At 66.7% G+C, this 25,481-nt stretch carries 24 protein-coding genes and 4 pseudogenes; 16 read left to right on the forward strand and 12 right to left on the reverse strand.

Going from position 1 to position 25,481, the window contains the following annotated elements; translation table 11 throughout:
* The first annotated feature begins 13 nt into the window (after positions 1-13).
* Positions 14-820: a GIY-YIG nuclease family protein gene (locus BN2156_RS15475; RefSeq protein WP_090515216.1), complete on the forward strand. Its 807-nt coding sequence runs from the start codon at positions 14-16 to the stop codon at positions 818-820.
* A 131-nt stretch (positions 821-951) separates the two neighbouring features.
* Here BN2156_RS15475 and BN2156_RS31170 read toward each other — a convergent pair.
* Positions 952-1,224 (reverse strand): annotated as a pseudogene (locus BN2156_RS31170) (acetoacetate decarboxylase); the annotation flags it as partial.
* A gap of 54 nt (positions 1,225-1,278) precedes the next feature.
* Between BN2156_RS31170 and BN2156_RS15485 the strand changes: the two are divergent.
* On the forward strand, positions 1,279-1,485 hold the full coding sequence (locus BN2156_RS15485; RefSeq protein WP_407661709.1) for a hypothetical protein: 207 nt from the start codon (positions 1,279-1,281) through the stop codon (positions 1,483-1,485).
* On the opposite strand, the gene BN2156_RS15490 is transcribed toward BN2156_RS15485, so the two are convergent.
* From BN2156_RS15490 to BN2156_RS15500, 3 genes are all read right to left on the reverse strand, one after another.
* Complete coding sequence (locus BN2156_RS15490; protein WP_090515220.1) at positions 1,464-2,882, reverse strand: SDR family NAD(P)-dependent oxidoreductase; 1,419 nt, start codon at positions 2,880-2,882, stop codon at positions 1,464-1,466. The two genes, BN2156_RS15485 and BN2156_RS15490, sit on opposite strands and share 22 nt — an antisense overlap.
* 64 nt (positions 2,883-2,946) lie before the next feature.
* On the reverse strand, positions 2,947-3,375 hold the full coding sequence (gene arr, locus BN2156_RS15495; RefSeq protein ID WP_090515222.1) for an NAD(+)--rifampin ADP-ribosyltransferase: 429 nt from the start codon (positions 3,373-3,375) through the stop codon (positions 2,947-2,949).
* Between the two features lie 126 nt (positions 3,376-3,501).
* Positions 3,502-4,248 carry a Mut7-C RNAse domain-containing protein gene (locus BN2156_RS15500; protein ID WP_090515224.1) on the reverse strand — a complete coding sequence of 249 codons (747 nt, stop codon included), beginning with the start codon at positions 4,246-4,248 and terminating at the stop codon, positions 3,502-3,504.
* A 57-nt stretch (positions 4,249-4,305) separates the two neighbouring features.
* Between BN2156_RS15500 and BN2156_RS15505 the strand changes: the two genes are divergently transcribed.
* Positions 4,306-4,791: a hypothetical protein gene (locus BN2156_RS15505; protein WP_090515226.1), complete on the forward strand. Its 486-nt coding sequence runs from the start codon at positions 4,306-4,308 to the stop codon at positions 4,789-4,791.
* On the opposite strand, the gene BN2156_RS15510 is transcribed toward BN2156_RS15505, so the two are convergent.
* On the reverse strand, positions 4,784-5,737 hold the full coding sequence (locus tag BN2156_RS15510) for a hypothetical protein (RefSeq protein WP_131725170.1): 954 nt from the start codon (positions 5,735-5,737) through the stop codon (positions 4,784-4,786). The two genes, BN2156_RS15505 and BN2156_RS15510, sit on opposite strands and share 8 nt — an antisense overlap.
* A 114-nt stretch (positions 5,738-5,851) precedes the next feature.
* Between BN2156_RS15510 and BN2156_RS15515 the strand changes: the two genes are divergently transcribed.
* The 5 genes from BN2156_RS15515 (at position 5,852) to BN2156_RS15535 (ending at position 10,553) form a co-directional block, all read left to right on the forward strand.
* Positions 5,852-6,205, forward strand: a complete 354-nt coding sequence (locus BN2156_RS15515) for a hypothetical protein (protein ID WP_090515230.1) — start codon at positions 5,852-5,854, stop codon at positions 6,203-6,205.
* Positions 6,206-6,561: 356 nt separating this feature from the next.
* A complete protein-coding gene (locus tag BN2156_RS15520; RefSeq protein WP_090515232.1) occupies positions 6,562-7,611 on the forward strand; it encodes an ABC transporter permease in 1,050 nt (349 codons plus the stop codon).
* Position 7,612: 1 nt separating this feature from the next.
* Positions 7,613-8,602, forward strand: a complete 990-nt coding sequence (locus BN2156_RS15525; protein WP_090515234.1) for an ABC transporter ATP-binding protein — start codon at positions 7,613-7,615, stop codon at positions 8,600-8,602.
* A 118-nt stretch (positions 8,603-8,720) separates the two neighbouring features.
* Positions 8,721-9,644 (forward strand): cyclopropane mycolic acid synthase family methyltransferase, encoded by a 924-nt coding sequence (locus BN2156_RS15530; protein WP_235625318.1) that lies wholly within the window; start codon positions 8,721-8,723, stop codon positions 9,642-9,644.
* A gap of 21 nt (positions 9,645-9,665) precedes the next feature.
* Complete coding sequence (locus BN2156_RS15535) at positions 9,666-10,553, forward strand: cyclopropane mycolic acid synthase family methyltransferase (protein ID WP_090515235.1); 888 nt, start codon at positions 9,666-9,668, stop codon at positions 10,551-10,553.
* Here the strand turns inward: BN2156_RS15535 and BN2156_RS15540 are convergent.
* The gene (locus tag BN2156_RS15540) at positions 10,550-11,797 is read right to left on the reverse strand and encodes a KasA/KasB family beta-ketoacyl-ACP synthase (protein ID WP_090515237.1); all 1,248 of its coding nucleotides are present in this window, start codon (positions 11,795-11,797) and stop codon (positions 10,550-10,552) included. The two genes, BN2156_RS15535 and BN2156_RS15540, sit on opposite strands and share 4 nt — an antisense overlap.
* A 108-nt stretch (positions 11,798-11,905) precedes the next feature.
* Here BN2156_RS15540 and BN2156_RS15545 point away from each other — a divergent pair, with 108 nt between their 5' ends.
* Positions 11,906-12,739: an NYN domain-containing protein gene (locus tag BN2156_RS15545; RefSeq protein WP_090515239.1), complete on the forward strand. Its 834-nt coding sequence runs from the start codon at positions 11,906-11,908 to the stop codon at positions 12,737-12,739.
* On the opposite strand, the gene BN2156_RS15550 is transcribed toward BN2156_RS15545, so the two are convergent.
* Both BN2156_RS15550 and BN2156_RS15555 read right to left on the reverse strand, forming a co-directional pair.
* Positions 12,726-13,814, reverse strand: coding sequence for a galactokinase (locus tag BN2156_RS15550; protein ID WP_090515240.1), 1,089 nt, complete (start codon positions 13,812-13,814; stop codon positions 12,726-12,728). The genes BN2156_RS15545 and BN2156_RS15550 overlap by 14 nt on opposite strands.
* Positions 13,814-14,848, reverse strand: a complete 1,035-nt coding sequence (locus tag BN2156_RS15555; protein WP_090515979.1) for a patatin-like phospholipase family protein — start codon at positions 14,846-14,848, stop codon at positions 13,814-13,816. The genes BN2156_RS15550 and BN2156_RS15555 overlap by 1 nt, the downstream gene beginning before the upstream one ends.
* Before the next feature lie 67 nt (positions 14,849-14,915).
* Between BN2156_RS15555 and BN2156_RS15560 the strand changes: the two are divergent.
* A pseudogene (locus BN2156_RS15560) lies at positions 14,916-15,032 on the forward strand (NAD-binding protein); the annotation flags it as partial.
* A gap of 32 nt (positions 15,033-15,064) precedes the next feature.
* On the opposite strand, the gene BN2156_RS15565 reads toward BN2156_RS15560, so the two are convergent.
* A complete protein-coding gene (locus tag BN2156_RS15565) occupies positions 15,065-16,438 on the reverse strand; it encodes a cytochrome P450 (RefSeq protein WP_090515242.1) in 1,374 nt (457 codons plus the stop codon).
* Between the two features lie 97 nt (positions 16,439-16,535).
* Complete coding sequence (locus BN2156_RS31010) at positions 16,536-16,748, reverse strand: hypothetical protein (RefSeq protein ID WP_090515244.1); 213 nt, start codon at positions 16,746-16,748, stop codon at positions 16,536-16,538.
* A gap of 234 nt (positions 16,749-16,982) precedes the next feature.
* On the opposite strand from BN2156_RS31010, the gene BN2156_RS15575 reads away from it, so the two are divergent.
* The 3 genes and pseudogenes from BN2156_RS15575 to BN2156_RS31535 all read left to right on the forward strand — a co-directional run bounded on the left by BN2156_RS15575 (position 16,983) and on the right by BN2156_RS31535 (position 18,408).
* The gene (locus BN2156_RS15575) at positions 16,983-17,645 is read left to right on the forward strand and encodes a sensor domain-containing protein (protein WP_090515246.1); all 663 of its coding nucleotides are present in this window, start codon (positions 16,983-16,985) and stop codon (positions 17,643-17,645) included.
* 209 nt (positions 17,646-17,854) lie between these two features.
* Positions 17,855-18,118: pseudogene (locus BN2156_RS31530) on the forward strand (sensor domain-containing protein); the annotation flags it as partial.
* Positions 18,119-18,210: 92 nt separating this feature from the next.
* Positions 18,211-18,408 (forward strand): hypothetical protein, encoded by a 198-nt coding sequence (locus BN2156_RS31535; protein ID WP_407661710.1) that lies wholly within the window; start codon positions 18,211-18,213, stop codon positions 18,406-18,408.
* A gap of 10 nt (positions 18,409-18,418) precedes the next feature.
* Here the strand turns inward: BN2156_RS31535 and stpK7 are convergent, their stop codons facing one another.
* Positions 18,419-20,218, reverse strand: coding sequence for a serine/threonine protein kinase StpK7 (gene stpK7 / locus BN2156_RS15585; protein WP_090515249.1), 1,800 nt, complete (start codon positions 20,216-20,218; stop codon positions 18,419-18,421).
* Between the two features lie 246 nt (positions 20,219-20,464).
* Here stpK7 and BN2156_RS15590 point away from each other — a divergent pair.
* The 3 genes and pseudogenes from BN2156_RS15590 to BN2156_RS15595 all read left to right on the forward strand — a co-directional run bounded on the left by BN2156_RS15590 (position 20,465) and on the right by BN2156_RS15595 (position 25,236).
* Positions 20,465-22,833, forward strand: a pseudogene (locus tag BN2156_RS15590) (flippase-like domain-containing protein).
* Positions 22,834-23,079: 246 nt separating this feature from the next.
* Positions 23,080-23,211 carry a hypothetical protein gene (locus BN2156_RS31375; protein WP_264035476.1) on the forward strand — a complete coding sequence of 44 codons (132 nt, stop codon included), beginning with the start codon at positions 23,080-23,082 and terminating at the stop codon, positions 23,209-23,211.
* Positions 23,212-23,289: 78 nt separating this feature from the next.
* Entirely contained in the window at positions 23,290-25,236 is a 1,947-nt protein-coding gene (locus tag BN2156_RS15595; RefSeq protein ID WP_090515251.1) for an SNF2-related protein, read from the forward strand.
* Here the strand turns inward: BN2156_RS15595 and BN2156_RS15600 are convergent.
* Positions 25,220-25,481: DUF7157 domain-containing protein (locus tag BN2156_RS15600; RefSeq protein WP_456152352.1), on the reverse strand; the 262-nt coding region annotated here is incomplete at its 5' end. The two genes, BN2156_RS15595 and BN2156_RS15600, sit on opposite strands and share 17 nt — an antisense overlap.

Consider the following 25,481-nt stretch of genomic DNA (forward strand, 5'->3'; position numbering starts at 1 on the left):
GGGATAGGCCAATATGACCGACGAGCTGGTTGGACAGGACGATGGTCTTGGTGCAGTTCGACCGTCTCGAGAGGTGCAGGCCGAAATCGTTGAGCTCCTTCGCAACGACACGACTCGGTTAGGTCAAGTTTTCCAGGGCCGGGAGCGCGAACTCAGTGCGGACGACATTGCGGCCGAGCTTGGTGTTGCCACCTCCGGCTTCGTATTCAACTACACCCGGACAATCCGTTCCCTCGTTGACGGCGACTTGGCGACAGCACCCACCCTCGCCTTACAAGCTGCACGAACGTTCCGTCGCCTCCTCCGAGACCACGATTGGTCACCCGAGGCCCATAGATACCTCGAACGAAATCTCGCCGAACTGGAGCGCCGTGCCAATGATGAGACAGCTCGGACAGTGGAAGCCGAACAAGCAAAAGCACAAACGGAACGTGCAGAGTCTGAGAACGTGCCGGGGGTCTACGTGTACGCACTGCCCCACTACCTGCGCTACCCATACGAAAAGAGCGGACGAACGCTGATGAAAGTCGGACGCAGCGACAGCGACGTGATCCAGCGATTCATGAACCAAACCCGCACCACCGCGCTGCCCGAGGAGCCGATCCTGCTCAGGATCTATCAGACAGACCCTCAATCGTCAGCTATCGCTGAGGACCGTTTCCATCGGCTTCTCGAAGCAGCCGATCATCACAGGAGCGTTGCTCGAACAGCTGGACGCGAATGGTTCGTCACTAGCACTCGGTTTTTGGACGAGGTGGCTATGACTCTCGCTCTTCGAATAGAAGTGGTGAACGAAGCGGAGATCACCGACGACGAATAGCCGTCGCCGACGACTTGTCTCGCTATGCCGGCAGGCAATATCTGCCCAGTAGTGGGTCACTCCAAATGCCGTCTTTCTCGCAGCCGCGCAAACTTATCGTCAAGAACTTTGATGACTCTCCCGAACGCATGTCACGCAGAAGCCAGCCCGCCAAACCTCACCCGCACCGACACCGGCACCGCCATGTGCAGCGCCAGTTGACCTTCGGTGACGACATTGAGCTGGATGGTCTTGATCGTCTTGAGAGCCCGCAAGTCGTCGGCCATCCGGCCATGCCCGATCTGCAGATCCACACGCCGAGGAAAGCGCGCGGTCCCCTCCGACAACACGTTGGTCTGACTCAGCGTGGAATGCCAGGCACCACCCAATGACGTGTACGACGTGAGCGTCGAGACCCGCTCCCCCGTCTCAAACTTCGCCTGGCGCGTGGTCGCATCAGTGAGTACCTCAGATCGATTGTGCAGCAATCGATTCCCACGTCTGACCCGGAAGCGATGGCCAAAGCGGTGTGGGCGCTGGTCCACGGCCTGGCGTTCTTGCATCTCGATGGCAAGTTCGACGCGTCCTCCCCTGACGCCGTCGCCGCCACGGTCCGCGCCCGGTGTCCGCAGCGCTCGGACAGCTCGCCTGACGGGCCGAGCGCCTACCAGCTCGCCTTCGCGTAATCCTTCAAGAAACACCCGTACAGATCCTCGCCCAACTCCCCACGCACGATCGGGTCGTACACGCGCGCAGCACCATCCACCAGATCCAGCGGTGCGTGGAAACCCTCTTCGGCCAGCCGCAGCTTGGTCGGGTGCGGACGCTCGTCGGTGATCCACCCGGTGTCGACGGCCGTCATCAGGATGCCGTCCTGCTCCAGCATCTCCCCGGAACTGGTGCGGGTCAGCATGTTCAGCGCGGCCTTGGCCATGTTGGTGTGTGGATGACCGGGCCCCTTGTAGCCGCGGCCGAACTGGCCTTCCATCGCTGACACGTTCACCACGTACTTGCGCCGGGCCGACGAAGCGGCCAGCGCCGGGCGCAGCCGGCTCACCAGAATGAACGGCGCGGTCTGATTGCACAGCTGCACTTCGAGCAGTTCCATCGCGTCGACCTCGTGCACGCGTTGGGTCCAGCTGTTCACCGACGCGGTATCGGGCAGCAGCCCACCCGCGTCGATCGCAATCCCGGCCGCGATGCGCTCCGGCGAGGCGCTGCGGGCCTCCAAAGCAAGCGACGTCAGCGCGTGCGCCGTGGGATGTTCGCCGAGGCTGCCGGCCAGGGCGTGCGGATGCGCGTCACTGACATGGTCGAAGGTGACCACGTCCACCAATGCCGGCGGCGGCGTGCGCTCGGCCTCGACCAGCGCGGCATACGACCCCGGCGGGCGACGCACCGTCTGCGCCGCGTTGTTGATCAGGATGTCCAGCGGCCCCTGCGCGGCCACCTCGTCGGCCAGGGCCACCACCTGGGCCGGGTCCCGCAGGTCGATCCCCACCACCCGCAGCCGGTGCAACCAGTCGGCGCTGTCCTCCATCGCGGCGAAGCGGCGCACCGCGTCGTTGGGAAACCGGGTGGTGATCGTGGTGTGCGCGCCGTCGCGCAACAGCCGCAGCGCGATGTACATCCCGATCTTCGCGCGCCCACCGGTGAGCAGGGCCCGGCGCCCGGTCAGATCGGTGCGGGCATCGCGCTTGGCCCGGTTGACCGCGGCGCAGTCGGGACAAAGCTGGTGGTAGAAGGCATCGACGACGGTGTGGTGGTTTTTGCAGATGTAGCAGGCCCGCGACCGCAGCAGTGTGCCCGCAGTGGCCCCGACCGCGGTGGACACCAGCGGCAACCCCTGGGTTTCGTCGTCGATTCGTCCGGGGGCACCCGTGGCCGTGGCGGCGATGACGGCGCGGTCGGCGGCCGCAACCGCGTCGCGTGCGGCGGCCCGGCGCTCCTTCTTCAGCGCCTTGAACATCTTCGCGGTGGCCCGGCGCACAGCAACGGCGTCGGGGTGCTCGGGAGGCAGCGTGTGCACCTCGGACAGCACCCGCAGGCACGTTCTGAGCTGGTCGGGGTCGATCGCGTTCACGATGGAAGGGTACGGGGAGTGGGCACAAATCCCCGTATCGAGCGAACCAGCGGGGGCCCTGAGATCAGTCGTAGATGACGTCCAGCCCTTGCCGTCGAAGGTCAGCCAACCCGTCTCGCATGGCTTGTAGCTGCTCGGGCGTGTGCCCCACCCAGTCGGTGATCTCGCCGACGATTTTCACCGGCTCGCGAGTGCGGTAGGAGTGGGTCGGGTTCCCGGGTAGCTTCTTGTCGGTCACGTTCGGGTCGTCTTCCAGCACTCCTTCGGGTTCGACGATGTAGATGCGGCCGGGCTCCTCACCGGCGGCCATCTCGGCGCCCCAAACCGCGGCATCCAGGGTGCGGGTGACGTACACGTGGTTCATGATCCGTCCGGCTTCGTAGTTCGACTCACGTCCGGGCACCAAATACTCCCCCACCGCCAGATCCGCCTTGGTGCCGTGCAGCAACGCACCGGACTCGTGCACTTCAAATGGTTTCGGCGTACTCGTCACAATCTCCCCCTTCGTCACGGACCGAAAGATTGTGCAGCACGTCAGGGGCCTTGCCGCAAGCCCCACCCTCGGCCGTATAGTGAGAGTGGGAGCAGATCGAAACTCCCTCGCGCCCAGCTAATCCGATCAGAGTCGCTCGAGGAGCCGGTCGACGAGACTGGCCAGCCGCACGAAATGTGTTCCGGGCCAATAAATCCGACCGCAGCCGGGGCACTGGCTGAATTCGTCGTAGTACCGCCGGGTCAACGGTTCGAGGCGGTCGATCACCTGTTCTTTCGGCACCGCCGCCAGCCTGCCGTTGCATCGCACACACCGGGTGAACGGCGCCACCCGCCGCCGCAGATCCAGCCGTCGCAACACTTCCAGCGTCTGCTCCTCCGGTGATTGGGAATGCACGAACAGGCCGTGGGTGATCACACGACGCTTCAACAATCCCCGGTCTCGGGTCAGCAAGATCCGCTGCTGCTCGACGCTGATGGCGGCCAGGCTTTGATCATCGGCGTCGCTGGACCACCACACATCGAACCCGAGCACGCGTAGCAGCCGCGCCAACCGACCGAGGTTGACGTCGATCACGAACCGCGGGTTCCGCAGCGGCACCGGACGCAGCCGCGCGGTCTGCCCGATGTCGAGCGCCTCGAACATCGGATACACCGCGATACGGTCACCGACGGCCGGGCGATGCCCGAAGCCGGCCGGATCCCCGTTCACCAGGATCAGATCGACCTCGGTGTGCGGAATGCCCATCGCCTCGAGCAGATCCTTGACGGTCTGATGGCTCCGGCACGGCCGGCGCACGGGCACACCCCGCGCCTGCGGATCCAGGAAGTCGTTGAGCTCCGCATAGGCCCGGACGGTGACGAAACCGGCCATAGCGCCATGGTCCCGCGCGGGCTGGGCAACGTCCAACTATCGGCCTAGCGTGAGGTCATGACCGAGCAGTCACCCGCGATCACGGTGGCTCATCCGCCGAAAGGGATGATGCGCGTTGTCAACCCGGCACTGCGCTTCATGCTGCGCACACCGTTCGCCGGCGCCACCCGCAAGCAGTTCATGGTTCTGACCGTGCACGGCCGAAAGACCGGGCGGCAGTATGCGATTCCGTTGAGCGCACACGTCATCGACAACACGCTGTATGCCATGACCGACGCCGGATGGAAGCACAACTTCCGCGACGGCGCCGACGCCGAAGTCCTCCGGAATGGCCAGACGACCACCATGCGCGGCGAACTCATCACCGACCGCGCGACCCTCGCCGACCTGTTCCACCGCTGCGCGGTGTCGTACGGCGCCAAACGCGCCCAGCGCATGATGGGGCTGACTTTCCGTGATCAGCGCATCCCCACGCTGGAGGAGTTCACTGAGGCGGTCGATCGTGAGCACCTCGCCGCCATCAAGCTCACCCCAGCTACTTGAGACAGGTGTCGAACTCGTCGCGGATGCGTTGTTGCAGCGCCATCGCATCGGGCACGAGCGGTTCGCTCTTGGTGCGGTCACCACTGGGGTAGTCGCATTTGCCGATCATCGCGCCGCCCGCCCAGCGTGGCTCGTTGTAGCGGGCCGGATCGCCGGCCCAGCGCCAGAGGAGGTCGACGGGATGCGCCGGACCAGCCTCGATCGCGTGAATGGTGCGCACCACGTCCTCGTAGGCCGTTGCGGGGTTGGGCACGGTGATGGTCAGGCGCTCGACCTGCCCGTCGCGGATGCCGATCCACCCGGGGAGGGCAGGCGCTGCCGCGGCCAGTTGCCGGTCGATGCGCTGCTTATCGGCGAGGGTGAACGGGTTGAAGATCATCCAGTGCGGATCGGCGACCCGGTCTGCGGCGGACACTTCGATGTCGCGGGGTGGCCGGTCGGCGAAGATGCGCAGGATCGCGTCCACCGCAGCGCCGGGTTCCGCGGCCTCCTGGACCCGCATTCTCGATGCGTCCGGCGCAGCACCGGCGAACCAGGTGATGTCACCGGCCGGAGCGTCTGCACGTAGGCGACGCAGCTGTCCGGCCACCTGCTCGATGTCATCGGGCAGATCAGCGCTGCCGGACAGCGAGGTCCGTTCGGCCACACGGATTTCCATCCGCTGGTCGAACTTCGCAAAGTCCTTGCCGCGCTGCTCATCGAGTTGCGCGGCCACCGCGCCGACCTGCTGATCGCTGGCCTGCTCCATGTCGACCTTGAGTTCGAACCGAGTGCCTTCCAGGACACCGTTGTCATAGATCATGTCGACGTCAGACACCCCGGGCATCGCCGCGATGCGGTCTCGGATGTCGAGGGCTTCTTCCTCGCGGTCAGGCGCACCGGTGCAGCCACTCAGGCCGACCGTCACCGCGACAAACAGTGCAGCAGCAACGGCGGTGAGTCGCATGCTCATCAGCGTAAGGCTGCTGCCGGGACCGGCGACGCGCCAATTGCCGCTGAGCGGCGCCGCGGCCTCCCGGGCAGCTCCCGATGCGCTAGCGTTGCCGCCCGAGGGGGCGTCATGGTTGAAAACCTGCTGGCCGACGGCGGAATCGCCTATCAGATCGGCTCCACGATCGGCGCAATACTCTGGCCCACTGTCGGCGCCCTTTTGCTGACCATCGGTGTCCGGCGTCGAATAGCCCATACCCGCTGGGTCCGTCACGACGACGACCGATTGCTTCACCCGGACGGTTCCGGGCCGGCCGACGATCGTCCGCCGCCGCAGGCGTCCAACGGAACCTGGTTCATGATCAGCGGCACCGTGCTGCTGATCATCGGGGTTCTCCACCTCGCTGCACTCGCCATCGACCCGGGAACGACACAGAACCTGCCGTCCCCCGCGTTGCACACGATCGTCGCACCGCTCATTTGACGGCGTTGCGGTCGCAGCGCGCAGAAGTACCACCGGTTGCCCGCCTATCAGCGACAGTGTCGCTGATAGGCGGGCGTTGGACTGCTGATATTGATTGTGCCATCGGTGCTGGATGGACGAAACCGCTCAGCGACAAAGGGTTTGGTGAGGTGGGCGTGATAGGTGTGGCGATTGTCGCTGAAAAGTCGCTGACAGCCGGGCACATCGACAATCCCTCCGAAATCCGTGACCGATGTGACTGACGGGGTCACGGCGCTTCCGCCGAGAGCCAACACCTCCACACACCAAATGCCCCAATAACCGCCACCCGCCACACCCATCTCGGTAACGTCGAAAGCGATGAGCGGGGCAGCGACGTGTTGATCGCGGCGTTACGCGATCTGCAATGGCGCCGACGGCGATTCATGATCGCCGCGGTCGGCACCGCGTTGGTCTTTGCCATGACCTTGGTGTTGACGGGCCTGGCGAACGGTTTCCGGGTCGAGGCCGAACGCAGCGTCGACGCGCTGCACCTCGACGCATTCATGATCAAGGCCGGCGCGGCAGGTCCGTTCCTGGGCTCAGCACCGTTGCCGCTGAGCGACGTTCAACGCGCGGCCCGGCTGCCAGGCGTCACCACGGCCGTACCACTGGTCTACGGCTCATCGACGATCCCCGCCGGCGGTTCACCGCGGAACGTGAACGTGTTCGGTGTTCCGGAGCAGGGCCCAGGTGCCCCGACCTTGAAGGAGGGCAGGGCACCGCGCACTCCCGACGAAGTCGCGGTGTCGACGACGATGGGCCGCCCGGTCGGCGCCGACGTCGCCGTCGGTGCGTCGAACCTGCGGGTCGTCGGGCTGGTCGACGACCTCACCGCCCTGGCCGCCCAGGACAACGTCTACCTGACGGTTCCCGGCGCCCAACAACTGCTGTTCTCCGGGCAGAAGCTCATCTCCTCGGTCGGCATCATCGGCAACGCGGGACCGCCGCCACCGGAATTCCGCATCGTCGACCGGGCCGGCGCCATCGACGACATGGTCCGCCCACTGCGCGGCGCCAACCAGGCGATGAGCCTGATGGCCGGCCTGCTGTGGGCGGTCGCGGCGCTGATCGTCGGCTCGGTGATCTACCTGTCCGCCCTGGAACGCACCCGCGACTTCGCGGTGTTCAAGGCGGTCGGGGTGGCCACCCGGTCCATCATGGCCGGGTTGGCGATGCAGGCCATCGCCGTCGCCCTGCTGGCCGCGCTGCTGGGCGCGGGCCTGTCCCTCGTGCTCGGGCCGCCGTTCCCGATGCGCTGCGACGTCCCGACCCTGGCGTTCATCGCGCTGCCGATCGTCGCGGTCGTGATCGGCCTGCTGGCCAGCGTCGCGGGCCTGCGCCGCGCCGTCACCATCGATCCCGCCCTGGCGTTCCGAGGACCCTGACATGGCCGACCTTCTCGTCAAAGACCTCGTCGTGGAGTACTCCAGCGGCGGCTACGCGGTACGCCCGATCGACGGCCTCGACCTGGAAGTCCCGGCCGGTTCACTGGCAATCCTGTTGGGACCCAGTGGTTGTGGAAAGACCACCCTGCTGTCGTGCCTGGGTGGAATCCTCAAGCCGACCGCCGGCCGCATCGAATTCGGCGAGGTCGACGTGACCACCCTGAACAAGAAGGCGCTGTCGGACTACCGGCGCGACACCGTCGGCATCGTGTTCCAGGCCTTCAACCTCGTGCCCAGCCTGACCGCGATGGAGAACGTGATGGTGCCGCTGCGCGCCGCCGGCATGAGCCGCTACGGCTCCCGCGAACGCGCCATGGAACTGCTCACGCGCGTCGGGCTCAAAGACCGACTGCACCACCGCCCCGGCAATCTCAGCGGCGGACAACAACAGCGCGTCGCGGTGGCCCGGGCAATCGCGCTCGACCCGCCCCTGATCCTTGCCGACGAGCCCACCGCCCATCTGGACTTCATCCAGGTCGAAGAGGTGCTGCGGCTGATCCGGGAGCTCGCCAGCGACGAACGCGTCGTCGTCGTCGCCACCCACGACACCCGCATCCTGCCGCTCGCCGACCAGGTGGTGGAGCTCGTCCCGCACGTCGCCGTCGAGCACCAAGGCCCCGAAACCGTGACCATCGACGCCGGCGATGTGCTGTTCGCCCAAGGCGAGATGGGTGATCTGATCTACATCATCACCGACGGCGAGGTCGAACTCTCGCGCGAATTGGCCAGTGGCGGTGAGGAAATCATCAAGACTATCGGCCCCGGCGACTATTTCGGGGAGATGGGGCCGCTGTTCAGCCTGCCCCGCTCGGCCACGGCACGCGCGAAAACCGACGCCACCATCGTCGGCTACACCGTCCAGGCGTTCCGAGAACTGCTCGGCCCCACCGGCGCCAAGAATCTCATCGGGCGATCCGAAGCCGACGAATGATCCCGGTTTTCCCAAGGGGTACCCGAAGGGAAACGAAAGGAGTAACGTCCGAACACGGCGTATGAAGAAAGCGGTGCGCCGAGTCAGCTACCGAGTCCGAAGATGTACGGGGCGGATAGTGACGGACACCAAGCACCAGGAAAAAGCCACAACAGCAACATTTATCGGCGCACCACCCGGCGAGCGCCACGGATCGACGGCAGATGAAGTCCGATCCCACTACGACCTGTCCAACGAGTTCTTCCGGCTCTGGCAGGACCCGACCCAGACCTACAGCTGCGCCTACTTCGAGCGCGACGACATGACGCTGGAGCAGGCCCAGATGGCGAAAGTCGATCTGGCGCTTGGCAAACTCGGGCTGCAACCCGGAATGACGTTGCTCGACATCGGCTGCGGGTGGGGCTCGACCATCATGCGCGCGGTCGACAACTATGACGTCAATGTGATCGGTCTGACCCTGTCACACAATCAGCTGGCCCACATCGAACAACGCTTCGCCGAATCCGACAGTCCCCGTAGCAAAGAGGTGCGGCTGCAGCCGTGGGAGGAGTTCGACGAGCCCGTCGACCGTATCGTCTCCATCGGCGCCTTCGAGCATTTCGGCTTCGAGAAGTACGCCGACTACTTCAAGAAGACCTATGACCTGATGCCCGACGACGGCGTGATGCTGCTACACACCATCGTCTCGACCAGCAAAGAAGAAGTGGCCGAGCTGGGCCTGCCCACCACCATGTCGCTGATGCGCTTCTTCCGGTTCATCGTCACCGAAATCTATCCCGGCGGCCGCATTCCGCTGATCAAGATGGTCGAGGACCGTGCGACCGAGGCCGGTTTCCACGTCACCCGCAAACAACGTCTGCGCCCGCACTATGCCCGCACGCTGGACACGTGGGCGGCAAACCTGCAGGCCAAGAAGGACGAGGCCATCGCCATCACGTCCGAAGAGGTCTACGAGCGCTACCTGAAATACCTGACCGGCTGCGCGGACCTGTTCCGCGTCGGATACACCGACGTGTGCCAATTCACCTGCGAAAAGATGTAACTACCGGGGAGGTTCGTGCGCATGGCCGACGGTATGGCGGGGACGGCCCCGATGCGGCCGCACTTCGAGGACGTTCAAGCCCACTATGACCTCTCCGACGACTTCTTCGGGCTCTTCCAGGACCCCTCCCGCACCTACAGCTGCGCGTTCTACTCCCGCGACGACATGACGCTGGAAGAAGCCCAGATGGCCAAGATCGACCTGGCTCTGGACAAACTGGGCTTGCGGCCCGGCATGACGCTGCTGGACGTCGGCTGCGGCTGGGGCGCGCTGATGAAACGAGCGCTGGAGCGCTACGACGTCAACGTCATCGGTCTGACCCTGAGCCGCAACCAATACGCCTACTGCCAAAGCCTTCTGGATCAGCTCGATACTCGCCGCTCACACCTGGTGTGCCTGCAGGGCTGGGAGCAGTTCGACCAGCCGGTGGACCGCATCGTCAGCATCGAGGCGTTCGAGGCGTTCGGAAAGTCGCGCTATGCCGCCTTTTTCGATACCGTCCACCGGGTGATGCCACCCGATGGACGCATGGTGATCGAGACCATCTTCACCCACCCGATCAACTACTGGCGCGAGCACGGCATCGCCATCACCTTGACCGACATGAAGTTCACCCGATTCATCGGACGGGAGATCTTCCCCGGCGGGCAACTGCCGTCCGATCAGGACATGCTCGAATTCTCCTCCGACGCCGGCTTTTCCACCGATGAACTGCAGCTGATGAACACCCACTACGTGCGGACACTGGACACCTGGGCGGCCAACCTGATCGCCCACCGCGACGAGGCGATCGCCACCACCTCCGAGGAGGTGTACGACCGCTACATGCACTACATCACCGGCTGCGCCGACTTCTTCCGCCGCGGGATCTCCGAAGTCGCCCAGTTCACCTTCAACAAACGGCCCTAATAGGCCCCGAACGCCAACGCGACGTTGTTACCGCCGAACCCGAACGAATCGGTGATCGCGTAGTGGTAGCTGCCGAAGCGCGGTTGATCGACCACCACGTCCAGATCGATCTCAGGATCGCGGTTCTTCAAGTTGAGCGTGGCCGGGATGACACCGTCGCGCAGCGCCTGCACGGTCAGCACCGCCTCCACCGCCCCCGCTGAGCCCAGGGAGTGGCCCAGCGCCGCCTTCGGCGCGTACACCGCCGGAACCTCCCGGCCGAGGGCCCGGTGGATGGCACGGGCCTCGGCCGCATCCCCGCAGGTCGTACCGGTGGCGTGGGCGTTGACGTGGTCGATGTCGGCCGGGGTTAGTCCTGCCAGCTCCACGGCCCGGGTGATGGCGTCGGCAGCGCGCTCCCCCGTCGGGTCGGGCCGGACCGCGTCGTAGCAATCGCAGGTGATGCCGCAGCCCATCAACCGAGCCAGGATCGGGGCGCCGCGCGCCTTGGCGTGCTCCTCGGTCTCGATCAGCATCAAGGCCCCGGCCTCACCGAACACCATGCCGTCGCGGTCGCTGTCGAACGGGCGGCACGCTGCCGCCGGATCCTCGTTGTACGTCGACATCATCCCGGCCTGCGCAAACGCCGCGATGGGCACGGCCTCGATGCAGGTCTCGACGCCACCGCAGATAGCGATGTCGGCGTCACCGAGGATGATCTGTCGCCACGCCTGCGCAATGGCCGCCGCACCTGAAGCGTCGGCCATCACCGGGGACATCACGCCGGCGCGCGCGTGGCGCTGTAAAGCCACCGCCACCGCGGGGGCATTGGGCATGTACTTCTGGATCGACGTCGGCGCCACGGCGCGCAGCCCTTTTTCTTTCCAGGTGTCGTATTGGAGGATCATTTCCTCGGTGGTGCCCAACGCCAAGCCGATCGAGACCAGCAGGCGCCTGGTGTCGATGTCGGGTGAGCCGGCGCTCTCCCAGAGCCGCTGACCCAGCACCGTGGACATCTGGCCCATGTACGAAAGTTTGCGCCGCTCAACGCGAGTGAGGATCTCGTCGAAGCTCTCGGTGAGCTGCCCGGCGATCCGTACCGGGAAGTCGAACTCCTCGACGAACGGCTTGTCCAGTGGACGAATCCCGCTTCGGCCCTCCAGCAGCAGTGCCCACGTGTCCTCGGCATCGGGCGCAAGGGCAGTGGTCGATGCGATCGCGGTGACGACGACATCGGCGAATGGACCTGCGGCCTTCGCGGACATGTGCTGGGTTCCCCGGTTCTCCTTTGCGAGCGAAACAATTGCGAGAAAGTAGTTCCCACTTTAGAACTGCATATACCCACATACAGCCGATTTGCCAGACTGGAACACATGACCGAACTCGACACCCGCGTCGCGGTCTACCTGGACTTCGACAACATCGTCATCTCCCGGTATGACCAGGTCAACGGCCGCAATTCTTTTCAGAAGGACAAAGCCAAAGGCCTGGAACCCGACAAGCTCACCAAGGCCACCGTCGACGTCGCCGCCATTCTCGACTTCGCCTCCTCGTTCGGCACGCTGGTGCTCACCCGCGCCTATGCCGACTGGTCGGCAGACGTCAACGCCGGCTACCGCCAGCAGCTCGTCGGCCGCGCCGTCGACCTCGTGCAACTGTTCCCGGCCGCCGCCTACGGCAAGAACGGCGCCGACATCCGGCTGGCCGTCGACGCGGTGGAGGACATGTTCCGGCTCCCCGACCTCACCCACGTGGTGATCGTGGCCGGCGACTCCGACTACATCCCGCTCGCCCAGCGCTGCAAACGGCTGGGCCGCTATGTCGTCGGCATCGGGGTGGCCGGCTCCTCGAGCCGGGTGCTGGCCGCCGCGTGCGACGAATTCGTCGTCTACGACGCGCTGCCCGGCATCCCGACGGCCAGTTCCGAGCCCGAACACACGCCGCAGAAACGCACCCGCAAGAAGGAGGAGCCGGATCCGCAGGCACAGGCCACCGCGTTGCTCACCCGGGCGCTGCGGATCGGCCTGGAGAAAGACGACGTGGAATGGCTGCACAACTCCGCGGTCAAGGCGCAGATGAAACGGATGGACCCGTCGTTCAGCGAGAAGTCGTTGGGCTTCAAATCGTTCAGCGACTTCCTGCGGTCGCGGTCCAAAGTCGTCGAGCTGGATGAGAGTTCGACGACGCGGATGGTCAAGCTTCGTTAGCCGGACCCGCGCCGGCGCCCGCATGCGTCCTGGTGATCACCGGCGCCGGATACCCGGCGTCGCGCACCGCCCGGCCCACCGCCTCGCTGACCGCGTGGACCTGATCCTGCGGAACCAGGGCGATGACACAGCCACCGAACCCGCCGCCGGTCATCCGCGCACCCAAGGCACCCGCCTGCACCGCGGCCGCAGCGATCAAATCAAGCTGCGGTGTGGTGATCTGGAAGTCGTCACGCATCGAGGCATGCGAGGCCGTCCACAGCGCACCGACCGCCGCGAAATCTGAAGTGGCCATCGCCGCAACGCAATCGAGCACCCGCTGGTTCTCGGACAGCACATGACGTGCCCGACGGGCATCGACCGGATCCGTTATCCGTTGCAGGGCGGCCGGTTCGACCTCTCGCAGCGAAGCCGCGCCGAGTTCAGCGGCCGCCCGCTCACAGGAGGCTCGCCGTGCGGCGTACTCACCACCGGCATGCGCATGCCGGGCCCGGGAGTCGATCAACAGCAGGGCCACCCCGGCGGCCTCGGGGTCGAAGGGCACCGGCTGCACGGTGACGTCGCGGAAGTCGATCAGCAGCGCCTGCGCGGGCGCGCCGAACAACGACGCCAGCTGATCGAGCAGTCCCGTTGGGGCGCCCACGTACTCGTTCTCAGCCTGCTGGGCGATCCGGGCCTGCTCGACGCGGTCGAGATCGACACCCACCGCCGCGAGCAGGGCACCGAGCACCGCGCATTCCAGCGCAGCCGATGACGAGAGTCCCGACCCGATCTCGACGTCGCTGGTGATCGCCATGGTCCCGCCGGGCGCCGCAATCCCGGCATTCAGTAGGGCCCACACCACCCCGGCGACATACGCCGCCCAGCCCGTCACGTCTCCGGGCACGGTATCCAGACCGATCCGCACCGGCCCGTCGCCCAGCGAACTCGATACGGACAGCACACCCGACGGGTCAGGGTCAAAGCGCACAAAGGTTCGCTGCGGCAAGGCGATCGGCAGCGCGAATCCCGCGTTGTAGTCGGTGTGTTCGCCGATCAGATTGATCCGGCCCGGCGCGGAGTATCTGATGCGCACTAGCCCGGGCCCACCCGCGTGGCCCGGCGGAAGCGGTCCAGGTACGCCGGCCAATCCCAGGTGGTCAGGAACTCCGTCGTCGCCGCGTACCCCTTGTCGTACAGTGCCTCGGCCTCGTCGCGGGTGATGTCGAAGTCCAGCACCCCGACGTCGGTCGAATCCACTTCGATCGCCCGCACCTTCACCCACGGCAGGCTCAGATGCGCCTGGTCGTGGCCCACCAGCATCGTGGTGATCAGGCTTTCCAGCAGAGTGGGGCGACCGAAGCTCAACATCCCCAAACCGGGGATGAGTTGCTCGGCCGACGGCGCCGGCAGATACGGCACCACCGTCACCCCGAACGTGGGCCAGCGTGGCTCGGCGCCGTCGGGACGGTCGAAAGAGTCGATCGGGAAGTTCGACAACACGCCGCCGTCCACCAGCGTGCATGGTTGTCCGTCAGCGGTTTCCAGCGTGACCGGGTGAAACAGGAACGGAATGGCCATCGAGGCCCGCACCGCATCGGCGACGAGCTGCTCATCGGGATCCAGTCCGTACACCCGGCGGTAATCCCATGGCAGACGTACCAATTGGCCGGTCGTCAGGTCGGTCACCGTGACCGCGAGCCGGTAGCGCCGCTCGGGCAGGAGGGTGTCATCTTTGATCGCCAGATCACCAAAGGTCGTGACGCCCAGGTTCTTCAGCTCGCCACGGATCCAGTCGTAGGCGAAGTCGCCGCGGTAGATGCCGGTCTCTCGCAGCAGACCCCAGGCGGTGCCGAGCACTGGGATGCGCTCGATGGGCCCGCTGTCGCGGAACTTGTGGTACGGCACGCTCAGCGCCAGGTCGCGCAACTGGTAACTGGTCAACTCGTTGCCCTGCACCGCCGCAGCCACCACCGCACCGACGAGAGACCCGGCCGAGGTGCCCGAGATCCGCTCGATCGCATGCCCCGCGTCTTTGAGTGCGACGACGGCGCCCACCAGGCCGATGCCCTTGACCCCGCCCCCGGAGAGCACGAGGTCGGCACGGCGCGGAGAACGTTTCGCAGCCATGGCCTCAGCTTGGCACGACCGCCTGACAATCAGCCGCAGATCGCGCCGCGCGTAGCATCGAATCACCATGCGAATCGCCATCAGTGGGGCCGGAGTCGCCGGCACGGCGTTGGCACATTCGCTGCACCGCACCGGCCACACCCCGACACTGATCGAGCGGGCACCGGCATTCCGTACCGGCGGCGATCACCACCGCGCGTTCGGGCGATGAACCTCTCACGCCCCGTGGCGAGCCCGTTCGCCGGCAGTGTGCGCGACAACCTCGACCTGCCCGACTACCGGATCGGCTAGCGGCGAACCCACCGCCCGCACACAGATCCGTGCCCCGCGGTGCGGCACCAACGTCACATGCTTGACGCGCTGTCGTTCGCCCGCGGCCGTCGTGGTGAAAAGATCCACCCGGCGCAGGATTTCCCGCAGTACGACACGTAGCTCGACCATCGCGAAGGTCGCGCCGAGACAGCGGCGGTTGCCGCCGCCGAACGGGAACCAGGTGGTGGGGCCGAGGGCCACACCGAGCATCCGGTCCGGGTCGAACCGGTCCGCGTCGGGATATACGTCGTCACTTTCGTGCACCAGGCCGATGCCCGGGGCCACCATCACCCCGGCCGGCAGCAGGTGGCCGGCCAGCTCGACCGGCTGCTTGAGCACCCGGCCCACGTCGAACACTACCGGCCGGATCCGCAGTATCTCCTTGGCGACCGCATCCAGGTACTCGTCATCACCGTAGCGCGCGGCCCGTACCGCCTTGTCCAGCACCGCGGGGTGACGGGTCAGCCGCTCCAGCGCCCACGACAGGGCGGTCGCCGTGGTCTCGTGCCCGGCGACGATCAACGTCATCAGCTGATCTCGCAGTTCACGATCGGTCATCGTGTGGCCGCCCTCGTCGGCCGAGCGCACCAGCATGGCCAGCACGTCGGTGCGGGTCGCGACCTGCGGGTCGGCACGCCGATCAGCGATCTCGGCGTACAACAACCGGTCGGCCTCCTCGACCTTGCGTTGCAGGTTCCGCCATGGGCGCCGCCACTGCAGGCCGGGGCTGGCCAGCGCCAGCGTCTCCCACGGACCCACACTCAGCAGCCGCGGCATCACCGAACGCAGCGCGGCCAGCCGCGCCGGATCCGACGCCCCGATCACCGTCCGCAGGATCACCTCCAAGGTGATCTCAGCCATCTTCGGCGCCACCGGAAACATGGTGCCCACCGGCCAGTCCGCGATGTTCGCCGCGGCGATCTCAGTCATGATCGCGGTCTGGCGGGCCACGGCGTCGCGGTGGAACGGTGGCAGCATCTGCCGCCGGCGTTCGCGGTGCTCCTCCTCGTCGATCACCAGCACCGAACTGTCCCCGAGCAGGGTACCGAGCACCGAATTCGCTTCTCCGGCATGGAAGATCGTCGGATCGCCGGCGAAAACCACCTTGATGTCGGCGGGGTCGGCCAGGTACACCATGGTGCCCATCGCCGGAACCCGCAGCGTGAATACGTCGCCGTAGCGGCGTCGGCACGCCGAGACGAAGCGCGGCCAGTACCGCAACATCAACAAGCCCTGTACCGACGGGGGCAACGGAGGCCCCGGAGGTAACCCCACCATTCCCCCACCCTACGAGCCGCACAGCCCCGGCGGACCAAAAGCCCGCACAGCCAGAAGCCCGGACGCCGGCTGCGTCCGGGCTCTGCCTCCCCCTGGCTTACTTGCCGTGGTTGTGCTGGTGGTGATGGTGGGTCGCGGACCCGGGCTGCGGCATGTTGTGCTGGTTCGGGAAGGCCTGATGCGTGCTGACCGACGGGCCGGTGTTGGCGACGGAAGCGTCGGCGTGCGCGGTGGCGGCGCCCAGGGCGATCAGTGCGGGAGCGGCGGCCAGGGTGAAACCGGCGGCGATGCGGCGGGTGATGGTGCTCATGTCGACTCCTTTGTCGGATAAGGCTTTTGGTGTGCGTTCCGGTGTGTTCCGGCGTTGAGATAAGAATGCGCCGCCACGGCTGCCGGCTGTATCGACCGACCGGCCCCCGCACCGGACGAATCCGCTGTCCCCCGATCGGGGGAACGAGCCAGTTGGCACGCACTGGCCACCAAACTGCCGCCTGGCAAAACCCCCGTTCACGTTTAGGATCAGCAAAGATCCAAGGGGGTTCTGATGGGCATCGATCCGAGACTGGCCGCGGCGGCGCTGTGCGCTGCACTGCTGACCGCCTGCACCCCGACCGTCCCCGATTCCGATGGCCCGCATGTCGATGTTCTCGGCAGCATGATGGCCAGCGAATCCGAGATCAACACCGTGATGCACGCCGAGGTCCGGCCCAAGACCGCGCTGCGCAGCCCGATGACCAACGCCAACTTCGAGCCGTTGTCCCGCCCGGAGTGCATCGTCGTGATCGGCAATGGGATGGAGTGGGTCTACGGCGACAGCGGCTACCGCGAGTTCCGCGAAACCCAGCTCGCCGATGATGCCGACGACATAGAGGTCGATCAGGCGATCGCCAGATTCGACACTCCCAGCGAGGCCCAGGCCATGGTGACCCGCACCGTCGACATCTGGCGCCGCTGCGGCGACGACACCCTGACCTTCAGCTACGACGGTGGCGAGACGCAGGACGCCCGGCGGATGTACGCCCCGACCGTGCTCGAGGGCATCGACATCACGCACGACGAGCCGCTGGATATCGCCGACCGCATCACCCACCGCGCGATCCTGGCCGTCGACGCCTACGTCGTCGACCTGCGGATCAGCGGTTATGAGATCACCGACCGCCAGACCGTCCAGCTGGCCAAGATCATCGCCGGCCGCAACGCGCTCTGACCGCAGAGCCCCGAGCAACGCACGAACGCTGCGCCACCCCGGGCTGACCGATTACGATCAGCAAATACGGTCAAGGGGGTTTCATGGACGTGAAGCGGGCGGCTATCCCGGCTGTCGCGGCCATCGCACTGGCAGGTTCGGCGCTCAGCGGGTGCAGCACCGGGCAAACCGAGGAGGACGCAGGCCCACAGGTCGACGTCCTCGGCAGCATGCTGGCCAGCGAATCAGAGCTCAACACGATTCTGTCCACCACGGGCCTGCGCCCCAAGACCGCGCTGCGCCAGCCCGCCCGGCTCGACGCCGACGAGCACGCATCGCGTCCGGTGTGTCTGGCCGTCATCGGCAATGCCATGGACGAGATCTACCGCGACAGTGGATTCCGGCAATTCCGGGAATCCCTGTTCGCCGACGAGGGCAACGACCTCGAGGTCGACCAGGCCGTCGCCGCGTTCGATACGCCAACGGCGGCAAAGACACTCGTCGCCCGCACCGTCGACAGCTGGCGGCAGTGCGCCGGTGACAGCCTGAAGATCACCTACGGCGGCAACCGCCGCCCAGCACCTTCGTGCTCGGCAACCCCAGCGTCGTCGACGACATCGACGTCACCAACGAGCAGTCCCCGACCAACCCGCAGCAGGGCAGCCGGCGCGCGATCGTGGCCGTCGACAACCTGGTCGTCGATGTGCGGATCACCGGAACCAACGTGACCGACGGTCAGGTGGTGCAACTGGCGCAGGCCATCGCCGGCCGCAACGCGGTATGAGCGAGAACCCTTAGCGGAAGGCCCCGTTGATCACCGGCTCGGTGATCATGCCCTTCTCCACACCCCACATGGTGGCGATGGTGCGGTACTCCCCGGAGTCGATCACGTGCTCCAGCGCCAGCCGCAGCGACTCGGCCAGACCGGACCCCTTGGCCACCGGCCAGCCATACGGCGCGGAGTCGAATACCTCACCGGCCGGCTCGAGTGCGCCACCGCTGAGCTTGATCGCGAACCCCGTGACGGGTGAATCGGCCGTCATGGCGTCGACCTCACCGGCGACCAGCGCGGCCGTCACTTCATCCTGATGGGTGCGCACCACTTTCTCGATCGGCGGCAGCCCGGCAGCCACGCACGCATCGGACTTGGCCGGAATCTCCTGGGTCTCCTGAATCGTGCTGTATGCCACGCCCACTCGCAGCCCGCACGGTGATCCCGGGTCGGCCGCCGAGCCTGCTCGCCGCGCCCACAACGTGCCCGCCTGGAAGTAGGTGACGAAGTCGGCCTGCTGCTCGCGCTCGACGGTGTCGGTGATCGACGACATCCCGACGTTGAAGTTGCCGTCGGCCACCGACGGGAGGATCCCCTCGAAACCGGTCTCGCGGAAATCGGGCACCAGCCCCATGGTGCGGGTCACGGCCTTCATCAGATCAATGTCGAACCCGACGATCTCGCCGCTGGAATTCTTGAACTCGTTGGGCGCGTAGGGCACATTCACCCCGATCACCAGCCGGCCGGAGTCGCGGATCTCCGACGGCACCGTCTCGGCGATCTTGTCGACCGCACCGGCAGGCACATCCACCGGACCGGAGCCCGCTGAACCGGCGACATTGGCGACACCGCCCGAACCGTTGTCGCGCAGCTGCCACACCCCCACCGCGCCCAGCGCCGCCACCGCAACCGTCGCTCCCACGATTGCGGCCACCTTCTTGGACACCCGGACGCGGGTCGGAACCCGTTGTGCCGAATGACGTCCCGACCGTCCGGTGGAGCGCACCGGAACCGCCAGGGCAGCGCGCGCCGCCGCGGCCAGCGCGCCACCGGTCTGGTACCGCTTGGACGGCTTCTTGGCCATGCCCTTGGCGATCACCTCATCGAAGGCCGCCAGCCGGGGATCCTTGTCCGACGCGCGCGGCGCCGGGGACACCATGTGCCCGGCGATCTGCTGCTCGAGGCTGTCCCCTGGGTAGGGCCGCGCCCCGGTGAGACACTCGTAGAGCACGCACGCCAGTGCGTAGATGTCCGAACGCGGATCGGCCTTCCCGCCTTCGAACCGCTCCGGGGCCATGTAGGCCAACGTGCCCACCGTGCTGCCCGCGGTGGTGATCCCCACGTCGTCGGCGCAGCGAGCCAGACCGAAATCGATGAGATAGACGAAGTCGTTGTCGGCGATCAGGATGTTCGACGGTTTGACATCGCGGTGCACCAGCCCCACCTTGTGGGCGGCGTCGAGCGCCATCCCGACCTGCTCCACCAAGCTCACCGCAAGGGCAGGGTCCATCGGCTTGCCGGAGTTGGCGAGCACAGCGCCGAGATTGCGTCCCTCGATCAGCCGCATGTCCAGATAAAGCCGGCCGTCTATCTCGCCGTAGCCGTGGATCGGCACCACGTGCGGATCGTTGACCCCGGCCGCGGCATGCGACTCCTGACGGAAACGCCCCTGGAAAGCCTCGTCCTGCGCCAGATGAGGGGGCAGAACCTTGAGCGCGACGATGCGGTCGGTGTCGGAATCGTAGGCCTGGTAAACCTCGCCCATCCCGCCCCGACCGATCAGCTTTTGCAGCTGATAGTGCCCGAATGGGGTCGAATCCACCGTTCAACTCCTCCGGAGCGGCCAATTCGGCGTTGGCATGTCGCTCGAAGTTACATCACGTCTGCTGCGTACGTCGGCCTAGATCACATCGCACCGGCAAAAATTGTCGCCCGCGGTGACTAATGAGACCGATGTGAATTCGTAACGGTCCAGATCGCCACCAAATGCCGATATCGGTGTCCGATCCCGCTACCTTGGTCGCGGGCTTTGGTAGCGGGTCTTGGTAACGGGTCAGGAAGGGGGAACATGCGCGTTGACGGACGGGACATCACCGTCACCGGCAGCCTCCTGCAACCGCCGACCCGTCGCACCAATGACATCCTGCGCCTGATCCTGGCCGCGATCTTCCTGGCGACGGTAATCACCAGCTCGCTGATCACCCGCTACGAGTGGGTGGCACTGGAGAAGTCGATCTCCGAAATCGTCGGCGTGCTGACCCCGACCCAGTCCAACCTCGTCTACCTGGCCTACGGCATCGCGATCCTGGCCCTGCCGTTCGTGATCCTGGTCAGCCTGATCCTCGGACGACAGTGGAAACTGCTCGGCGCCTATGCGGCCGCGGCCCTGATCACCATGTTGTCGCTGTCGATCACCGCCAACGGTATCGCCGCACCCCGATGGCATTTCGACCTCTCCGACCGGCTCAGCTCGCAGCTGTCTCAGTTCCTCGACGATCCTCGCTGGATCGGCATGCTCGCCGCGGTGCTGACCGTGTCCGGGCCGTGGCTGTCCCGCCGGCTGCGCCGGTGGTGGTGGACGCTGCTGCTGGCATTCGTCCCGATCCACCTCGTGGTCAGCGCCGTCGTCCCGGCCCGCTCCCTGCTGGGCCTGACCGCGGGCTGGTTCGTCGGCGCGCTGGTGGTGTGGCTCGTGGGCACCCCCGCACTGGAGGTCCCGCTCCGGTGCGCGCGCTGGCCCGGCGCGGGTTCGTCGTCTCGGCGTTCACCGTCATCCGCCCGGCCGGCGCGGGCCCACTGACGCTGACGGCACAGTCGCCGGATCCCGACTCCAGCGCCGTCGTCGAGCTCTACGGACCCAACCAGCAGAGCGGCGGCGCGGTACGCCAGGTCTGGCGCAAGCTGCGGCTGCGCTCCAACGAGACTGCGCCCCTTCAGACCTCGATGCGCCGCGCCGTCGAGCACCGGGCCTTGATGGCCATCGCCATCGGCGACTTGGGCCTGGCCAGCACATCGACCATGTCGGTGGCCGCGCTGGACCGCGGCTGGACGCTGTACGCGCACAACCGCAAACGCGGTATCCCGCTGGATCAGAGCACCGACGAGATCACCGTCGGGCGGGTGTGGAACGCGCTGCGCACCCTGCACGACCACCAGATCTCCCATGGCGACCTGCGCAGCAAGGAGATCACCGTCGACGACGGGGCCGTGCTGTTCGGCGGGTTCGGCAACGCCGAATACGGCGCCACCGACGCGCAATTGCAGTCCGATATCGCCCAACTGCTCGTCACCACCACCGCGCTGTACGACCCGAAGTCGGCGGTCGCCGCGGCCATCGATGCATTCGGCCGGGACACCGTGCTCACCGCCTCACGCCGGCTGACCAAGGCCGCGGTGCCGGCCCGGGTGCGGGCGGAGATCCCCGACGCCAAAGAAGTGATGACCGCCGCGCGCGACGAGGTCAAACGCCAGACCGGCGCCGACCAGATCCAGGCCGAGACCATCACCCGCTTCACCCGCACCCAGGTGATCCAGCTGGTGCTGCTGGTGGCCCTGGTCTACGTGGCCTACCCCTTCATCAGCACCGTGCCGACGTTCTTCTCCGAACTGCGCACCGTGGACTGGTCGTGGGCCCTGCTCGGGCTGACGGTTTCGGCGCTGACCTACGTGGGTGCGGCGGCCGCGCTGTGGGCCTGCGCCGACGGGCTGGTGAGTTTCCGCAACCTCTCGATCATGCAGGTGGCCAACACCTTTGCCGCCACTACCACGCCCGCGGGCGTCGGCGGTCTCGCCCTGAGCACCCGGTTTTTGCAGAAGGGCGGACTGAGCACGGCGCGCGCCACCGCCGCTGTGGCGCTGCAACAGTCGGTGCAGGTGATCGTGCACGTGATCCTGCTGATCTTCTTCAGCACGTTGGCCGGGGCCTCTGCCGACCTGTCGCATTTCGTCCCGAGCTCGACCGTCCTCTACCTCATCGCCGGCCTCGCGCTCGGGCTCGTCGGAGCGTTCCTGGCCGTGCCCAAACTGCGACGCTGGCTGGCCTCCTCGTTGCGCCCGAAGCTCAAAGAGGTCACCGACGACCTGATCAAACTGGCCCGCGAACCGCAGCGGCTCGCCCTCATCGTGTTGGGTGCCGGGGGCACCACCCTCGGTGCGGCCCTGGCCCTGTGGGCCAGCGTCGAGGCATTCGGCGGCACCACCTCATTCGTCACCGTCACCGTCGTCACCATGGTCGGTGGCACCCTGGCCTCGGCCGCTCCCACTCCCGGCGGCGTCGGCGCCGTCGAGGCGGCCCTCATCGGTGGTCTGGCCGCGTTCGGCGTGCCCGCCGCGATCGGGGTGCCCGCGGTGCTGCTCTACCGGGTGCTGACCTGCTGGCTGCCGGTGTTCATCGGCTGGCCGGTGATGCGCTGGCTCACCAAGAACGACATGATCTGAGGCCGGCGTGTCGAGACCGGACGACGGATGCCGAGTTGCCCGGCTATCAGCGACTTTTCAGCGACAATCGCCACACGCACACCGTGAGCACCTTGTGCCACAGACGGGTTCTGCACTTTTGTCACTCAAATGCGTGTCCGCCTCGTGTGTCACAGAAATCGGGCTGCCCGCCTACGAGCGACAGTGTCGCTATTAGCCGGGCACTGGACAGCTGAGGCTATTGGGGCCGAAGGTGCAGAGGGGTCAATGAGTTCCAGCGACAACGTGATTGACGATCCTCATGTGGCTGATGTGGCGATTGTCGCGGGAAAGTCGCTAGCAGGCGGGCAACTCGGCCATCGCCGACAAATCGCGATCGGCGCGGTCTGCGGCGGCTAACTCACACCAGCTCCGTGACGTGACTTCCGGATAATCCGTGCCCCCGGCACCCCTGGCGAGATGCCATGATGATGAGTCATGGACAGCGCCGACCCCACCGAGCTGATCCGTCATGCCGACGCCACCCTGGCCCGCGTTGGCAAACTCCGGGCCGAGATCGCCGACCGGATCCGCGCGAGCACCGATGAGGTCGTGACCGAGACGCTGCAATCGGCGCCGCTGCCGCACCTGCGCCCGTACCTGGCGCGCGGCGCCCGTCTCGGCGCGCTCACCAACAGCTACCGCACCGTCGCCGAAGTCCACACCGTGCCGGCCCGGGTCTTGACCCAGGTGCCGGGTGTCGACATCGAGGCCGCGCAGTCGGTGCAGGCCGCGGCCCAGGCCATGGCTGACCACATCCGCACCACCACGCGGCCCCGGCTGCGCGCCGGGCAGGACACCGAGCTGCTCACCTCACTGCTGACACTGGTGCGGGCCGAGGCGCCGGTCAAACAACTGCGGCGGCTCATGCCGCGACTACGCAGCAACACCGCATCAGAGCAGCTGCTCGAATCGGTGCATGTTCTCCTCGACCGCATCGACGACGCCCATCACAGCGACGGTGACGTGTGGGCGCACTACCGCGCCGACCCGCGCCCCGTCGACCAGATGTTGAGCGATTTCGCCTCCGGGACAACCGATGTGGACGCCGCACAGGGATTTGTCGGCGCCGAGGTCGCCGCACAGGTCGAGCAGACCAGGTTGAACCGCACCCTGTTGCGGACCGAATTACGCGGATACCAGGAATTCGGCGCCCGCTACGCGCTGGCACGGGAGCGGGTCCTGCTGTGCGACGACCTGGGCCTGGGCAAGACCTTGCAGGCGCTGACCGTCGCCGCCCACCTGGCCGCCACCCAACAGCTGCGCCACACCCTGGTGGTGTGCCAGCCGCACACCGGCATCCATTGGGCCGCAGAAACCGCCAAGCACACCGCCCTGCGGGCGATCGAGATCCGGGGCAGCGAACGCGATGCGCGCCTTGAGAATTGGAAGAGCTCCGGCGGCGTGGCCATCCTCTCCTACGACACCCTGCAACGCATCAAACTGCCCGAGCGCCCCGGGCTGGTCATCGTCGACGAGGCCCACCTGCTGCGTGACCCGAAGTCCGACCGGGCCCGGGCCGTCCGCAACGTGCTGGCCTCCGACAACCGCGTGCTGTTCCTGTCCGGAGTGCCAATGCACCAGCGGATCGGTGGTTTTCGCCATCTCGCCGACTTCCTGCAACCCGACGTCGCCGGCAAGGTCGCGCCCAACGCGGGTGACCGCGGGTCGATCGCGTTCCGCCGCGCGGTGGACCGGGTGTACCTGCGACGCGACTTCCGCGACGTCGTCGACGAACTGCCGGTGCGCATCGCCACCGAGGAATGGGTGCGGCCCAGCCGCGCCGACCGGGAGCGCTACCGCCAGGCCGTCACCAGCGGCAACTTCACCGCGATCCGCCAGGCGGCCTGGCCGTCCGGGGCACCCACACCGGCAGCCAAGCTGGACCGGCTCGTCGAGCTCACCAACGAGGCCCACATCAACGGCGCCCGGGTGGTGGTGTTCTCACACTTTCCCGCGGTGCTGGACGTGGTTCGGAAAGCCTTGCCGGGCAATATCTTCGGGCCGGTGGACGCATCGGTGCCCGATCAGCAGGCAGTCGTCGACGCGTTCGCGACCGACCGCGGCCCGGCCACCCTCCTGGCCCACATCGGAACCGGAGCCCTGGACCTGCGTCGCCTCAGCACCCCGGCGGTCTTCATCATCACCGAACCGCAGTGGCAGCCGCGCACCGAACGGCAGGTGATCGGACGCACCCAGCGGCTCAGCGAACTGCACACCGTGCGGGTGTACCGGCTGCTGGCCCGGGGCACCGTCGACGAACCGATCCGGCGCCTGGCACAACATCCCGATCAAGCCCCGCCGCATCAGGACGAGGTGGTGCGCGCCGAGCAGGCCCGGCTGGCCCGGGCCGGGCTCACCGCCAAGTTCAGTGGAAGCGGTTGATGATCGGGATGCGTTCGATGATCCGGTCGCGCAACCGTGGCTGCGGATAGGTCACCGGCGGCGGCACATACGGCGGCGGCGTGTAGACCGGGGCCGGCGGAGGTGTGTAGACCGGTGCGGGTGCCGGCGGAACGTAGACGGGTGCAGGTGCGGGCGCCGGGGCGGCAGGTGCCGGCGGTACCTGAGCGGGCGGCTGATGCGCCGGCGGGTTGGCGACGTCGACCGCCTGAGCCGGTGGTGGCGCG

This window comes from Mycolicibacterium neworleansense (assembly GCF_001245615.1).
GTDB lineage: Bacteria > Actinomycetota > Actinomycetes > Mycobacteriales > Mycobacteriaceae > Mycobacterium > Mycobacterium neworleansense.